Origin of the sequence: Burkholderia savannae (assembly GCF_001524445.2) — a bacterium.
Taxonomy (GTDB): Bacteria; Pseudomonadota; Gammaproteobacteria; order Burkholderiales; family Burkholderiaceae; genus Burkholderia; species Burkholderia savannae.
Map to the genome: position 1 here is coordinate 2977393 of NZ_CP013417.1, position 14004 is coordinate 2991396.

14 protein-coding genes are annotated in these 14004 nt (G+C 67.7%); 6 read left to right on the forward strand and 8 right to left on the reverse strand.

Features of this window, described 5'->3' with window-relative positions:
- Positions 1-10: 10 nt before the first annotated feature.
- Both WS78_RS14685 and WS78_RS14690 read right to left on the reverse strand, forming a co-directional pair.
- Positions 11-427 (reverse strand): DNA polymerase III subunit chi, encoded by a 417-nt coding sequence (locus WS78_RS14685; RefSeq protein ID WP_038745210.1) that lies wholly within the window; start codon positions 425-427, stop codon positions 11-13.
- Positions 428-470: 43 nt separating this feature from the next.
- Positions 471-1982, reverse strand: a complete 1512-nt coding sequence (locus WS78_RS14690) for a leucyl aminopeptidase (protein WP_038745212.1) — start codon at positions 1980-1982, stop codon at positions 471-473.
- 120 nt (positions 1983-2102) lie between these two features.
- On the opposite strand from WS78_RS14690, the gene lptF reads away from it, so the two are divergent.
- From lptF to WS78_RS35910, 4 genes are all read left to right on the forward strand, one after another.
- Complete coding sequence (gene lptF / locus WS78_RS14695) at positions 2103-3200, forward strand: LPS export ABC transporter permease LptF (RefSeq protein WP_038745214.1); 1098 nt, start codon at positions 2103-2105, stop codon at positions 3198-3200.
- A 3-nt stretch (positions 3201-3203) separates the two neighbouring features.
- Positions 3204-4355 (forward strand): LPS export ABC transporter permease LptG, encoded by a 1152-nt coding sequence (gene lptG / locus WS78_RS14700; RefSeq protein ID WP_038745215.1) that lies wholly within the window; start codon positions 3204-3206, stop codon positions 4353-4355.
- 40 nt (positions 4356-4395) lie between these two features.
- On the forward strand, positions 4396-4782 hold the full coding sequence (locus WS78_RS14705; protein ID WP_038745305.1) for a sirohydrochlorin chelatase: 387 nt from the start codon (positions 4396-4398) through the stop codon (positions 4780-4782).
- Between the two features lie 193 nt (positions 4783-4975).
- The gene (locus tag WS78_RS35910; RefSeq protein ID WP_156432263.1) at positions 4976-5149 is read left to right on the forward strand and encodes a hypothetical protein; all 174 of its coding nucleotides are present in this window, start codon (positions 4976-4978) and stop codon (positions 5147-5149) included.
- A 245-nt stretch (positions 5150-5394) separates the two neighbouring features.
- Here the strand turns inward: WS78_RS35910 and cobA are convergent, their stop codons facing one another.
- From cobA to WS78_RS14740, 6 genes are all read right to left on the reverse strand, one after another.
- On the reverse strand, positions 5395-6165 hold the full coding sequence (gene cobA, locus WS78_RS14715) for a uroporphyrinogen-III C-methyltransferase (protein ID WP_038745307.1): 771 nt from the start codon (positions 6163-6165) through the stop codon (positions 5395-5397).
- A 59-nt stretch (positions 6166-6224) separates the two neighbouring features.
- Positions 6225-7541: a sulfate adenylyltransferase subunit 1 gene (locus WS78_RS14720; protein WP_038745217.1), complete on the reverse strand. Its 1317-nt coding sequence runs from the start codon at positions 7539-7541 to the stop codon at positions 6225-6227.
- Positions 7542-7563: 22 nt separating this feature from the next.
- The gene (cysD, locus tag WS78_RS14725) at positions 7564-8526 is read right to left on the reverse strand and encodes a sulfate adenylyltransferase subunit CysD (protein WP_059574783.1); all 963 of its coding nucleotides are present in this window, start codon (positions 8524-8526) and stop codon (positions 7564-7566) included.
- 77 nt (positions 8527-8603) lie between these two features.
- On the reverse strand, positions 8604-9353 hold the full coding sequence (locus WS78_RS14730; RefSeq protein ID WP_059574786.1) for a phosphoadenylyl-sulfate reductase: 750 nt from the start codon (positions 9351-9353) through the stop codon (positions 8604-8606).
- Positions 9350-9892 carry a DUF934 domain-containing protein gene (locus tag WS78_RS14735; protein ID WP_059574788.1) on the reverse strand — a complete coding sequence of 181 codons (543 nt, stop codon included), beginning with the start codon at positions 9890-9892 and terminating at the stop codon, positions 9350-9352. The genes WS78_RS14730 and WS78_RS14735 overlap by 4 nt, the downstream gene beginning before the upstream one ends.
- 22 nt (positions 9893-9914) lie before the next feature.
- Complete coding sequence (locus WS78_RS14740; protein ID WP_038745224.1) at positions 9915-11594, reverse strand: nitrite/sulfite reductase; 1680 nt, start codon at positions 11592-11594, stop codon at positions 9915-9917.
- Positions 11595-11813: 219 nt separating this feature from the next.
- Here WS78_RS14740 and WS78_RS14745 point away from each other — a divergent pair, with 219 nt between their 5' ends.
- A complete protein-coding gene (locus tag WS78_RS14745) occupies positions 11814-12755 on the forward strand; it encodes a CysB family HTH-type transcriptional regulator (RefSeq protein WP_038745226.1) in 942 nt (313 codons plus the stop codon).
- A 78-nt stretch (positions 12756-12833) separates the two neighbouring features.
- Positions 12834-13994 (forward strand): ABC transporter substrate-binding protein, encoded by a 1161-nt coding sequence (locus WS78_RS14750; RefSeq protein ID WP_059574853.1) that lies wholly within the window; start codon positions 12834-12836, stop codon positions 13992-13994.
- Positions 13995-14004 lie beyond the last annotated feature (10 nt).

A 14004-nucleotide genomic window follows, 5' to 3' on the forward strand; every position in this document is an offset into this window, starting at 1 on the left:
TCTGCGCGGGCTAGCCGCCCTGCTTGTGGTTGTTGAGCGCGTAGCCGCGGTCGCGGTAGAACCGGTACCGCTCGCGTCCGGCCGCGAGCTCGTCGGGCGCGTTGCCGACCACTTCGAGCAGCCGCTCGAAGCGCGCGAACTGCGCCGGCACGTCCGCGCCCAGGTTCAGCAGGATGCCATGATGCGACGCGCGCTCGAGATCCGCGGTCAGCACGATCGGCGTGGTCGCCGCGTGCGCGTTGTCGATCGCGCAATGCGGAATGAAATCGAGCGGCGAGAACGTCCACAGCCGCTCGTCGAGCGCGCGCAGCCGCGCGGGCTCCGCGCACACGACGACGGGCTGCCCCGCCTGATACGCCTTGCGCAGCAGCCGGCACGCGTACGCGAGCGAATCGCCGACGTTGGTATGGAAGTCGATGCGCGTCATCGCTCGCCGCGCCCCGCCGCGCCGATCGTCGAACCCCGCGCCATCACGCGCCGGCGCGATCGATCAGGAACTGCGCGAGCAGCGGCACGGGACGGCCCGTCGCGCCCTTCGCCGCGCCGCTCTTCCACGCGGTGCCGGCGATGTCGAGGTGCGCCCACGGGTAGTTCTCCGCGAAGCGCGACAGGAAGCACGCGGCCGTCACGCTGCCGGCCGGACGCCCGCCGATGTTCGCGAGATCCGCGAAGTTCGACTTCAGCTGATCCTGGTATTCGTCGTCGAGCGGCAGGCGCCACGCCGGATCGCCCGCCTCGCGCGACGCGTCGAGCAGCTCGCCCGCGAGCGCGTCGTCCTTCGAGAAGAGGCCCGTGTTGTGATGGCCGAGCGCGATGATGCACGCGCCCGTCAGCGTCGCGACGTCGATCACCGCGGCGGGCTTGAAGCGCTCCGCGTACGTGAGCGCGTCGCACAGGATGAGGCGGCCTTCCGCGTCGGTGTTGAGCACCTCGATCGTCAGGCCCTTCATGCTCGTGACGATGTCGCCCGGCTTGTTCGCGTTGCCGGCCGGCATGTTCTCGCAGGTCGGCACGATCGCGACGACGTTGAGCTTCAGGCCCATTTCGGCGACCGCGCGAATCGTGCCGAGCACCGAGCCCGCGCCGCACATGTCGTACTTCATCTCGTCCATGCCCTCGCCCGGCTTGAGCGAAATGCCGCCCGAGTCGAACGTGATGCCCTTGCCGACGAGCACGACGGGCGCCGCCTTCGCGGCCGCCCCCTGGTATTGCAGCACGATGAATTGCGGCGGCTCGACCGAGCCCTTCGCGACCGACAGGAACGAGCCCATCTTGAGCGCCTGGATCTGCTTGAGGCCAAGCACGTCGGCCTTCAGGCCCCAGTCCTTCGCGAGCTTCTTCGCGGTGTTCGCGAGATAGCTCGGCGTACAGACGTTGCCCGGCAGGTTGCCGAGATCACGCGTCAGGTCCATCCCGTTCGCGAGCGCGACGGCCTGCTTCGCGGCGACCTTCGCCGCCTTGTCGGCGGCCGGATCGACGCTGAACACGACGCGCTTGAGCGGCTGCGCGCTCGCGTCCGGCTTGCTCTTCATCTGCGTGAACTTGTACGTCTCGTTGCGCAGCGCGAGAATCGCCGCGCGCACGCCCCAGTCGGACGCGCGATCGGGCACGGGCAGCTGCGCGAGCGTGAAAGTAATCTGGACCACTTTCGTGCCGAGGAGCGCGCGCCACGCGGCCTTGACTGCGTCGTTGTAGGCTTTCTGGCTGAAAGCATCCTGCTTGCCCAGGCCGACGAGCAGCACGCGCGACGCGCCGATGCCGGAAACCTCGTGCAAAAACAAGGTCTTGCCGAGCTTGCCGTCCATGTCGCCCGCCTTGATCACGCGAGAGACGAGCCCCTTCGTCGCTTCGTCGATGTCGAGCGCCGCGCCGGACAAGGTTTGCGCCTCGAACACGCCGAGCACGATGCAGTCGGATTTCCCCGTCAGGAAACCCTTCGCCGCGCCTTTGCTCCAATCACAGCCTTTTATGCTAAAGTCCATCGCGCTTGTCCTCGGATAAAATCTGGGCTAAGGATGAAAGCCGCAATTATCCGCTATTTTTCCCGTGCGGCGTGAGCGCCCCCCACTCGTGCGCTGTTTCCCGCCCTCTTCGCATCAATAATGATCTTCGAACGCTCCCTCCAGCGCGAGCTTGCGTACACCGCCGGCGCCGTCTTCATGGTGCTGCTCACGATCATGCTGACGTCGATGATGATTCGCATCGTCGGCTACGCCGCGTCCGGCGAGGTGAACCCGAAGGACGTGCTGGTCCTGATCGGCCTCACCGTGATCGGCTATCTCGCGATGATCCTCGTCGGCACGCTGTTCGTGTCGATCCTGTTCGTGCTCACGCGCTGGTACAAGGATTCCGAGATGGTCGTCTGGCTCGCGTCCGGCGTGAGCCTCACGCGGCTCATCAAGCCGATCGGCGTGTTCGCGACGCCGATCGTGCTCCTCATCGCCTTCTTCGCGTTCGTCGGCTGGCCGTGGTCGAACCAGCAGAGCAAGCTCATCAAGGCGCGCTTCCAGCAGCGCGACGAAGTCTCGCTCCTCGCGCCCGGCCAGTTCCGCGAGTCCGCCGCGAACAATCGCGTGTTCTTCATCGAGAAGATGTCGCCCGACCAGGCGAAGGTGCAGAACGTGTTCGTCACGACGACCGAGCACGGCAAGGTGAACGTCGTCGTGTCGCAGACGGGCCACACCGAGACGATGAAGAACGGCGACCGCTTCATCGTGCTCGAGGACGGCCGCCGCTACGACGGCGTGCCCGGCCAGCCGAACTTCAAGATCATGGAGTTCGAGCGCTACGGCGTGAAGATCCAGAGCAAGCAGATCGTCAGCCAGCCGACCACGACGGGCACCTCGACGCCCGACCTGCTGCGCAATCCGACCAACCAGAACCTCGCCGAATTCGCGTGGCGCGCGGGGCTGCCGCTCATCGCGATCAACCTGATGATCCTCGCGATCCCGCTCGCGTACCAGAACCCGCGCCGCGGCCGCACGGTGAACCTCGTGATGGCCGTGCTGATCTACCTCACCTATTCGAATCTGCTGAACGTCGTCCAGTCGCAAATGGAACGGGGCAAGATCCCGTTCGGCGTCGGGCTCGTCGGGCTGCACGTCGTGGCCGCCGGCGTCGTCGCGTTCCTGTTCTGGCTGCGCGTGCGCAACCGGCCACTGTTCTCGCGCGCCTCGCTCGGCCGCTCGCAGGGAGCCTGACCGATGCGCCTCTACGAGAGATACTTCGCGCGGCAGATCTACGTCACGTTCATCTTCGTGCTGTTCGCGTTCTCCGGACTGTTCTTCTTCTTCGACCTGATCAGCGAGCTGAACTCGGTCGGCCACGGCAACTACAAGTTCGGCTACGCGGTGCTGCGCGTCGCGCTACAGGCGCCGTCGCGCTTCTACGAAATCATCCCGGTCGCGGCGCTGATCAGCTCGATCTACGTGTTCGCGCAGATGGCCGCGAACTCGGAATTCACGATCTTCCGCGTGTCCGGCCTCGCGACGAACCAGGCGCTGCGCTCGCTCCTGAAGATCGGCGTGCCCATCGTCATCGCGACCTATCTGATCGGCGAATTCATCGGCCCGTATTCGGATCAATTGTCCGAGCGCGTGCGGCTCGAGGCGCTCGGCTCGTCGGTGTCGACGAACTTCGCGTCGGGCGTCTGGGTGAAGGACACGCTGACCGCGCGCGACAACGGCGAGCCCGTCACGCGCTTCGTCAACGTCGGCCAGCTGTCGCCCGATTCGACGATCCGCGACGTGCGGATCTACGAGTTCGATTCGAAGTTCAACCTGCAGAACGTGCGGATCGCGAAGAGCGGCCGCTATCAGCCGCCCGGCCACTGGCTGCTGACGGACGTCACCGACACGCAGCTCACGAACCTGCCGGGCGCCGGCGGCGGCCAGCCGGCCGATGCGCTGAACCCCGTCTACCGCGCGCAGCAGGTCACGCTGCCGCAGTATTCGCTGCGCTCGGACCTGACGCCGCAGATCCTGTCGGTGCTGCTCGTGTCGCCCGAGCGGATGTCGCTCTTCAACCTGTTCCGCTACATTCAGCACCTGAAGGAAAACCAGCAGGACACGCAGCGCTACGACATCGCGCTTTGGCGCAAGCTGCTGTATCCGTTCGCGGTGTTCGTGATGCTCGTGCTGTCGCTGCCGTTCGCGTATCTGCACACGCGCGCGGGCGTCGTGGGCGTGAAGGTGTTCGGCGGGATCATGCTCGGGATGAGCTTCCAGCTCTTCAACACGCTGTTCTCGCACATCGGCACGTTGAACACGTGGCCCGCGCCGCTGACGGCCGCCCTGCCCGGCTGCATCTATCTCGCGCTCGGCCTCTTCGCGCTGAAGTGGGTCGACCGGCACTGAGCGCGCGCATGCGTCGTCATCGGAGAGCGCGATGAACACGATGAACAAACACGGAATCGTCCTGTTCGGCCACGGCGCGCGCGACGCGCGCTGGGCCGAGCCGTTCGAGCGCCTCGCGGCGAAGCTGCGCGCGGCGCGCGGCGCCGATGCGCCCGTCGTGCTCGCGTTTCTCGAATTGATGGAGCCGTCGCTCGTCGCCGCGACGGCCGAGCTCGCCGCGCAAGGCTGCGGCGCGATCACCGTGATCCCGGTGTTCTTCGGCCAGGGCGGCCACGTTCGCCGCGATCTGCCGCAACTGATCGACGCGTGCCGCGCCGCGCATCCGGCAATCGACATTCGCTGCGCGACGGCGGTCGGCGAGGACGATGCGGTGCTCGATGCGATCGTCGGATATTGCCTGCAGCAAAGCGCCGACCGCGCGCCCTGACCGCCTTTCCCGTTCAGACGCGGCGACCGACGCCACGGTGGCGGCAATGCGCCGGCCAACCTGATCACCGAGCCGCCGCATGGCGGATACCCGCAACGCCGCTTGACAGCGGGCAAGCCGCTCAAGCTCCGTTCGCGCATCCGAATCGATTCGGATGCCGGCTCGACGTTCCGTTCGCCGTCGACGGACGTTGATGCGTTCGCCGCCCCCTGACGATCCCGACAGGATGCGCCTGCCCGGCGACGTCGTGTTCACGATCGGCGCGCTGCTGATGGCGTGGGATTTCCTCGCGAAACTGATCGGCTGGCGGCCCGCGGCCCGCATGGCGTCGGCCGCGGCCGACATGGCGCCGAATCGGAACGAGTAGCCGGGCGAAGTCGTCGGTTGTGCGTCGCCGACGAGGCCGGCTTCTTCGCGGCCTCGCCTGCGGCCGGCGAGCGGGTGGATCATGCAGAGACTTGCGTCGCCGGGCGGAACGAAGCACCCGGCAGACGAGTCTACGCGCATCGCGCATCGCGCATCGCGCATCGCGCATCGCGCATCGCGCATCGCGCATCGCGCATCGCGCATCGCGCATCGCGCATCGTTGCCGCGCGGCAGCCGCGACCGAGATCAGGCCGCGTCGCGCATCCCGTTCTTGCGCGCATCGTCGTCCGATGCGTCGCCCGCGAGCCGCCCGCGCTCGGCGAATGCGTCGCCGATCATCAACAGGCTCGGCTGCGCCGGATCGAGCCACGCCTGCGCCGCGCCCGCCGCCATCTCCGCGAGCGTAAGCGTGAGCGTGCGCTCGCGCGGCGTGCTGCACGCCTCGACGATCGCCACCGGCGTCGCGCGCGCGCGCCCCGCGTCGATCAACTGCTGCGCGATCCCGGGCGCGCTGTCGCGGCCCATGTAGTAGACGAGCGAATCCGCGTTCACCTGCTCGCGGATCTCGTCGCTGCCCGGCGCGCGGCTTTTCGTCGCGAACGCGACGCTGCGCGCCACGCCGCGCAGCGTCAGCGAACGCTTGAGCGCGGCGGCGCTCGCGAGCGCCGCGGTGATGCCCGGCACCACTTCGTAATCGATGCCGGCCGCTTCGAGCGCGCGCATCTCCTCGTCCGCGCGGCCGAACAGCATCGGATCGCCGCCCTTCAGCCGCACGACGACCGCGTGCTCGCGCGCCGCGTCGACGATCTGCTTGTTGATGAAGTGCTGCGCGCTCGAGCGCTGCCCGCAGCGCTTGCCGACCGCGATCTTGCGCGCGCGCGGCGCATAGTCGAGCATCGCCGGCTCGACGAGCGCGTCGTGCAGCACGACGTCGGCGCCGGCAAGCAGGCGCGCGCCGCGCACCGTGATGAGGTCCGCCGCGCCCGGCCCTGCGCCGATCAGATACACCTTACCCATTTGCATCGATCCCCTTCGTGCGCACGTGCCGGCGGGCACCGCCGATGCGGCGCGCGACGTCACGCGGAAAACGCACGAATCATACCCGCTGCGACCGTGTGATGGGTCGCCTCGTCGATCAACACGAACGCGCCCGTGCCCGGATGCGCGTCGTACGTGTCGCAGACGATCGGCTTTTGCAGCGTCAGCGCGACGCGGCCGATGTCGTTCATCTTCAGGTCGTGGCGGTCGGTCGCGTGCGACAGCGTGTGCACGTCGAGCACCTGCTTGACCGCGCCGATCTTCGCGAAGACGGTGCTCGTCGTCTGCTTCAGCAAATACTTGCGTTGCGGCGAAAGCGGCGCGTCGTCGAACCAGCAGAGATCCGCTTCGAGCTTCTTCGCCGGCTCCACGCTCTCGCCGCGCGGCACGAACGTGTCGCCGCGCGACACGTCGACGTCCTCCGCGAGGCGGATCGTCACCGTCTGGCCCGCGAACGCGCGCTCGACCGCCGCCGTGCCGCCCGGCACCGGCGCGACGATCTCGGCGATCGTCGCCGTGCGGTTCGACGGCAGCACGACGATCTCGTCGCCCACCTTCACCTCGCCCGCTTCGATGCGGCCCATGTAACCGCGGAAATCGTCGGCCGAGCTGCCGTCCTGGCGCGCGACCCACTGCACCGGGAAGCGCAGCGCGTCGTGCGCCTGCGTCTCGACGGGCAGCGCCTCGAGCACGTTCAGGAGCGGCTCGTCCGCGTACCACGGCATGCGCTCGCTCGCCGCGACGATGTTGTCGCCCTTCAGCGCCGACACCGGCACGAAGCGCACGTCGGTCAGGCCGAGCTGCTGCGCGAGCTTCACGTACGCGTCGCGAATTTCGTTGAAGCGCGTTTCGCTGTAGTCGACGAGATCCATCTTGTTGATCGCGACGATCACGTGCTGCAGGTCGAGCAGCTTGACGATCGCGCTGTGGCGCTTGGTCTGCGGCAGCAACTGCGCGAGGCCGCCCTCGAACGTCACGCGCGTCGCGTCGATCAGGATGATCGCCGCGTGCGCCGTCGACGCGCCCGTCACCATGTTGCGCGTGTACTGCTCGTGGCCCGGCGTGTCGGCGATGATGAACTTGCGCTTCGCGGTCGCGAAATAGCGGTACGCGACGTCGATCGTGATGCCCTGCTCGCGCTCGGCTTCCAGCCCGTCGGTCAGGAGCGCGAGGTCGAGCTCGTCGCCCACCGTGCGCTTGTTCTTCGCGCGCGACAGCGCGGAAAGCTGGTCGGACAGCACGGCCTTGCTGTCGTACAGCAGGCGGCCGATCAGCGTGCTCTTGCCGTCGTCGACGCTGCCCGCGGTGATGAAGCGCAGCACGCCGAGGTCTTCGTTGTTCTCGATGATGCTCATGATGTGGATGTCCTCGCGTGCGTCAGAAATAGCCCTGCTTCTTGCGCTGCTCCATCGCGGCCTCGGACGTCTGGTCGTCCATCCGGGTCGCGCCGCGCTCGGTGATCTCGGTCACGGCCGTCTCGGCGATGATCTTCTCGACGTCGTCCGCGTCGCTCTCGACCGGGCACGTGCACGAAATGTCGCCGACCGTGCGGAAGCGCACTTGAGCGATTTCGCTCGTCTCGCCCTCGCGCATCGGCGTGAGCGGCGTAACGGGCACGAGCAGGCCGTTGCGGCGCACGATCTCGCGCTGGTGCGCGTAGTAGATCGACGGCAGCTCGAGCTTCTCGCGCGCGATGTACTGCCACACGTCGAGCTCGGTCCAGTTCGAGATCGGGAACACGCGCAGGTGCTCGCCCTTGTGCAGGCGTGCGTTGTAGAGGCTCCACAGTTCCGGGCGCTGCGCCTTCGGGTCCCATTGGCCGAATTCGTCGCGGAACGAGAAGATCCGCTCCTTCGCGCGCGCTTTCTCCTCGTCGCGGCGCGCGCCGCCGATCATCGCGGTGAAACCGTGCTGCTCGATCGTCTCGAGCAGCGTGACGGCCTGCGCGGCGTTGCGCGAATCGGTTTCGCGGCGCAGCACGACGGTGCCGCGCTTGATCGAATCCTCGACATGGCCGACCACGAGCTCGGCGCCGATCTCCTGCGCGCGGCGATCGCGGAAGTCGATCACTTCGCCGTAGTTGTGGCCCGTGTCGATGTGCACGAGCGGGAACGGCAGCGCCGTCTTGCGGTTCGCGCCGAGCCCGAACGCCTTCAGCGCGAGGTGCAGCACGACGACCGAATCCTTGCCGCCCGAGAACAGCAGCGCCGGCTTGCTGCATTCGGCGACGAGCTCGCGCAGGATGTGGATCGACTCGGCCTCGAGCCAGTCGAGATGGCCCATGCGGGCGGCGTCACCGGCGGGCGGGGCAACGGCGGATTGCTCGAGCGTCGTGCTCATGATTTCAGTCCTTCTCTCTTCCGGGTTTGGGCCGCCCGCAGTCGCGGGCGGCGCAATATCAGTATTTTGTAAGGTGCTCAGTGCGCGGCGCCGGCCTCGGCGCTCGCCGGAATCGGCGTGATCGAAATGTGCAGCCCGCACTCCTTCGTATCGCGCGACTCCCACCACCAGCGGCCCGCGCGGCTGTCCTCGCCGGGGCGGATCGCGCGCGTGCACGGCTCGCAGCCGATGCTCGGGTAGCCGCGCGCATGCAGCGGGTTCACCGGCACGTCAAACGCCGTAAGGTACGCCCACACGTCGCTTTCCGTCCAGTCGGCGAGCGGGTTGTACTTCGCGATCCCGCGCGCGTCGTCCTGCTCTTGCTCGTGCAGCTCCGCGCGCGTGACCGACTGCTCGCGCCGCTGGCCGGTTACCCATGCGTCGACGTCCGCGAGCGCGCGGTTCAGCGGCTCGACCTTGCGGATGTTGCAGCACGCTTTGCGCAGCTCGACGCTCTCGTAGAACGCATTCAGGCCGTGGTCGGCGACGTACGCGTCGACCGCGTCCTGCCGCGGATGGAACTGCTCGATCTCGTAGCCGTAGCGCTCGCGCACGCGCTCGATCATGTCGAGCGTCTCCGCATGCAGGCGGCCCGTGTTCAGCGAGAAGACGCCGATCGCCACGCCCTTCGACAGGATCGCGTGCGTGACGAGCATGTCTTCCGCCGCGAGGCTGCTCGCGAACTTCACCTTCGGATGGCGCTCGGCGATCTGCGCGAGCAGCGCGTCGAGCCGTTCGATCTTCGCGGCGAGCGCCGGGGGCAGCGTCGTGGCGTCGGCGGCGCTCATGCGCTCACCTTCGCGTCGGCCGCCGCGGCGCGGCGGCGGAACAGCGGCGCCGGCTCGTCGAATGCGCCCTGGTAGCGCTGCGAGAACTCGCCGAACGCGTTCAGCGCGTCGCGGATGTCCTTGTCCGCGCGCACCGCGAACGCATCGAAGCCGCAGCGCGACATGTAGAGCAACTGGTCGCGCAGCACGTCGCCGATCGCGCGCAGCTCGCCCGTCCAGCCGTGGCGCTCGCGCAACAGGCGCGCGATGCTGTAGCCGCGGCCGTCCGCGAAACGCGGGAATTCGACGCCAATCACCGCGATGCGGTCGAAATCCGGCGCGAGGTCGGCGGGTTCGCTGTCGGGCGCGAGCCACACGCCGAGCTCGTCCTTGCGCTTCGCGGCGACGAGCGCGTCGCGCCCGGCCTGCCACAACGCGAGCGGCACGAGCACCTTGCCGGCCGGCAGCGCGTCGACGGCGGGCAGCGCGCCGTCTTCGGCCGCGCGCACGACTTGCCAGGCGTCGTCGGCCACTTCGCGATTCTTGATAATCAAAGCCATCTGCTGATTCCTCTACGCTGGGTTACGCGTGCGCGGTCTGGCGCGCCGCGTAGACGCGCTCCTTGAACGGCGCGATGCCGATGCGATCGTACGTGTCGATGAAGCGCTCGCCGTCGATGCGCGACTCGACGAACGTGTCGATCAGCTTCGAGATCACGTCCGGCACTTCCTCCGCGGAGAACGACGGGCCGATCACGCGGCCGAGACGCGCGCCGCCCGCGCCGGTGCCCTGCTCGCCGCCGAGCGACACCTGGTACCACTCGGCGCCGTCCTTGTCGACGCCGAGAATGCCGATGTTGCCGACGTGGTGGTGCCCGCACGAGTTCATGCAGCCCGAGATGTTGAGCGACACGTCGCCGAGGTCGTGCACGTAGTCGAGATCGTCGAAGCGCTGCTGGATCGCGAGCGCGATCGGAATCGACTTCGCGTTCGCGAGCGAGCAGAAATCGCCGCCCGGGCAGGCGATGATGTCGGTCAGGAGGCCGACGTTCGGCGTCGCGAAACCGGCCGCCTTCGCCTTCTCCCACACCGCGAACAGGTCACGCTTCTTCACGTTCGCGAGAATCAGGTTCTGCTCGTGCGACACGCGCAGCTCGCCGAACGAATACGCGTCGGCCCAGTCGGCGACCTGCTCCATCTGCTCGGCGCTCGCGTCGCCGGGCGCGACGCGGTGGTTCTTCAGCGACAGCGTGACGGCCGCGTAGCCCGGCACCTTGTGCGGCGCGACGTTGCGCTCGACCCAGCGCGCGAACGCGCGGTTTTCGAGCAGATGCTGCTCGAACGACGCGTCGGTGTCGGCGAGCTTCTCGTAGACGGGCGGCTCGAAGTACCGCGACACGCGCTCGAGCTCCTCCTGCGTGAGCGTCGACGGGCCGTCCTTCAGATGCTGCCACTCCTCTTCGACCTGCTGCGCGAACTTCGCGGGCGACAGCGCCTTCACGAGGATCTTGATGCGCGCCTTGTACAGGTTGTCGCGGCGGCCGTAGCGGTTGTAGACGCGCAGCACCGCCTCGCAATACGTGATGAGGTGCTGCCACGGCAGGTTCTCGCGGATGATCGCGCCGACGATCGGCGTGCGGCCGAGGCCGCCGCCCGCGAGGATGCTCGCGACCACTTCGCCCGCCTCGTTCCTCTTCAGGTAGACGCCGAGATCGTGGATCTGCACGGCCGCGCGGTCGGCCTTCGAGCCGGACACCGCGATCTTGAACTTGCGCGGCAGCCACGCGAATTCGGGATGAAACGTCGACCATTGGCGCAGGATCTCGGCCCACGGACGCGGATCGATCTCCTCGTCCTGCGCCACGCCCGCGAACTGGTCGGCGGTGATGTTGCGGATGCAGTTGCCCGACGTCTGGATCGCGTGCATCTGCACCGACGCGAGCTTCGCGAGGATCTCGGGCGTGTCCTCGAGCGTCACCCAGTTGAACTGGATGTTCGAGCGCGTCGAGAAGTGGCCGTAGCCGCGGTCGTGCTCGCGCGCGATGCGGGCGAGCACGCGCAGCTGGTCGCTACGGAGATTGCCGTACGGAATCGCGATGCGGTGCATGTACGCGTGGCGCTGCATGTACAGGCCGTTCTGCAGCCGCAGCGGACGGAACTCGTCCTCGCTCAATTCTCCTGACAAGCGGCGGCGGACCTGGTCGCGGTACTGCGCGACGCGCTCGTCGACGATCGTTTGATCGTACTGATCGTACTGGTACATTCGGGGACCCCAGGGTTTGCTCGATATGACCGCGCGGCGTCCTAGCCACGCCGCGCCCGAATCCTGCACCGCCCGCGCCGAGCCGGCCATCCGCCCGGCCGGTCATTTGCAAATGACGATTACAGATATCCATATTTGAAAAACACGGGGCAATCGTAATAAACTCGCTTTATATTTCAAACGACTAAAAAATTCTGTTGATATGCGGAAGGGTTATAAATGAACCTGCACCAATTTCGTTTCGTGCGCGAGGCCGTCCGCCAGAATTTCAACCTCACGGAAGCCGCGAAGGCGCTGTACACGTCGCAGCCGGGGGTCTCGAAGGCCATCATCGAGCTCGAGGACGAGCTCGGCGTCGAAATCTTCACGCGCCACGGCAAGCGCGTGCGCTCGCTGACCGAGCCGGGGCGGATCATCCTGGCGTCGGTCGAGCGGATACTCCAGGAGGTCGAAAGCCTTAAAAGGGTCGGAAAGGATTACGCCGCGCAGGACCAGGGCAACCTGACGATCGCGGCCACGCACACGCAGGCCCGCTATTCGCTGCCCGCCGCGATCGCCGAGTTCAAGAAGCGCTTCCCGAAGGTCCACCTGTCGATCCTGCAAGGCAGCCCGACGCAGGTCGCCGAAATGGTGATCCACGATCAGGCGGATCTCGCGGTCGCGACGGAGGCGATCGCCGACTACAAGGAGCTCGTGTCGCTGCCCTGCTTCCAGTGGCATCACGCGGCCGTCGTGCCGGCCGACCACCCGCTCCTCGAGCGCAAGACGCTGTCGCTCGACGATCTCGCGCAATTCCCGCTCATCACGTACGACGACGCGTTCGCCGGCCGCAAGAAGATCAACCAGGCGTTCGCGCTGCACCGCCTCACGCCCGACATCGTGCTCGAGGCGATCGACGCTGACGTGATCAAGACCTACGTCGAGCTCGGGCTCGGCGTCGGCATCATGGCGGACATCGCGTTCAATCCGGAGCGCGACCGCAATCTGCGCGCGATCCCGGTCGGGCACCTGTTCGGCAGCAACGTGACGCGCGTCGCGCTCAAGCAGGGTGCGTATCTGCGCGGCTACATCTATACGCTCGTCGAGCTGCTGTCGCCGACGCTCAACCGCAAGCTCGTCGAGACCGCGCTCAAGGGCGAGGCCGAAACCTACGAGCTGTGACGCCCGGCGCGCGGGCGGCGAAGCGCGGCGGCGCTTCGCGCTCGCGCGCCGCCTCGAACCGGCATGGAGACTTTCGGGATGAAGCCAACCCGCCTGTTGCGCCGCGCGGCCGCGTGCGCCGCGCTCGCGCTCGTCAGCGCCGCGGCGCGCGCCGATCTGACGGTCGGCGTGGATCTGTCGACGACGGGCCCCGCCGCGACGATCGGCCAGACCAGCAAGAACGCGATCCTGATGTGGCCGAAAACGATCGCCGGACAGAAGCTGCGGGTGATCGTGCTCGACGACGCGTCCGACCCGGGCATCGCCGTGCGCAACATCCGCAAGCTCGTGACGGAGGACAAGGTCGACGTCGTCGTCGGGCCGAACATCACGCCGGCGGCGCTTGCCGCGCTCGATCCCGTCGCCGCCGCGCAGACGCCGATGATCACGCTGATCGGCTCCGGATCGATCGTCGAGCCGCAGCAGGGCAATCGCGTGTGGGCGTTCAAGATGGCGCAGAGCGACCGCGCGATGGCCGACGTGCTGACCCGCCACATGGCGAGCCACGGCGTGAAGACGGTCGGCTTCATCGGCTTCGCGGACAGCTACGGCGACAGCTGGCTCGACGAATTCACGCGCTTGGCCGAGCTGCGCAAGCTGAAGATCGTCGCGACCGAGCGCTACAACCGCACTGACGCGAGCGTGACGGGCCAGGCCTTGAAGCTGATCGCGGCGAAGCCGGACGCGATCCTGATCGCGGGCGCGGGCACGCCGACCGTGCTGCCGCAGCGCACGCTGATCGAGCGCGGCTACAAAGGGCCGATCTACCAGACGCACGGGATCGCGACGCCCGAGTTCCTGCGGCTCGGGGGCAAGGACGTCGAAGGCACGCTGTTTCCGACGCAGCCCGTCGTCGTCGCGCGCACGCTGCCCGCCGACCATCCGGCGAAGCAGGCGGCGCTCGCGTTCGTCGACGCGTACGAGGCGAAGTATGGGCGCGACACGGTCACGCAGTTCGCGGGCGACGCGGCGGGCGTCTACCCGCGCCTCGCGGACGCGGTCAGCCGCGCGCAGAAAACCGCGCAGCCGGGCACGCCGGCATTCCGCACGGCGCTGCGCGCCGAGCTCGAACGCGCGCACGAGCTCGTCGTGCCGAACGGCATCGTCAACACGAGCGCCGCCGATCACGTCGGGCTCGACCAGCGCGCGAGCGTGATGGGGATCGTGACGCACGGTGCGTTCGTCTACCTGAGCCGTTGAGCCGTTGAGC

Bases quoted from the DNA above. Each gene is read 5' to 3' on its own strand.
- WS78_RS14720 (WP_038745217.1), bottom strand. From the start codon at position 7,541: ATGAGCATCATCGAGAACAACGAAGACCTCGGCGTGCTGCGCTTCATC.
- WS78_RS14685 (WP_038745210.1), bottom strand. From the start codon at position 427: ATGACGCGCATCGACTTCCATACCAACGTCGGCGATTCGCTCGCGTAC.
- lptF (WP_038745214.1), top strand. From the start codon at position 2,103: ATGATCTTCGAACGCTCCCTCCAGCGCGAGCTTGCGTACACCGCCGGC.
- WS78_RS14730 (WP_059574786.1), bottom strand. From the start codon at position 9,353: ATGAGCGCCGCCGACGCCACGACGCTGCCCCCGGCGCTCGCCGCGAAG.
- WS78_RS14705 (WP_038745305.1), top strand. From the start codon at position 4,396: ATGAACAAACACGGAATCGTCCTGTTCGGCCACGGCGCGCGCGACGCG.
- WS78_RS35910 (WP_156432263.1), top strand. From the start codon at position 4,976: ATGCGTTCGCCGCCCCCTGACGATCCCGACAGGATGCGCCTGCCCGGC.
- cysD (WP_059574783.1), bottom strand. From the start codon at position 8,526: ATGAGCACGACGCTCGAGCAATCCGCCGTTGCCCCGCCCGCCGGTGAC.
- cobA (WP_038745307.1), bottom strand. From the start codon at position 6,165: ATGGGTAAGGTGTATCTGATCGGCGCAGGGCCGGGCGCGGCGGACCTC.
- WS78_RS14690 (WP_038745212.1), bottom strand. From the start codon at position 1,982: ATGGACTTTAGCATAAAAGGCTGTGATTGGAGCAAAGGCGCGGCGAAG.
- WS78_RS14735 (WP_059574788.1), bottom strand. From the start codon at position 9,892: ATGGCTTTGATTATCAAGAATCGCGAAGTGGCCGACGACGCCTGGCAA.
- WS78_RS14740 (WP_038745224.1), bottom strand. From the start codon at position 11,594: ATGTACCAGTACGATCAGTACGATCAAACGATCGTCGACGAGCGCGTC.
- WS78_RS14750 (WP_059574853.1), top strand. From the start codon at position 12,834: ATGAAGCCAACCCGCCTGTTGCGCCGCGCGGCCGCGTGCGCCGCGCTC.
- WS78_RS14745 (WP_038745226.1), top strand. From the start codon at position 11,814: ATGAACCTGCACCAATTTCGTTTCGTGCGCGAGGCCGTCCGCCAGAAT.
- lptG (WP_038745215.1), top strand. From the start codon at position 3,204: ATGCGCCTCTACGAGAGATACTTCGCGCGGCAGATCTACGTCACGTTC.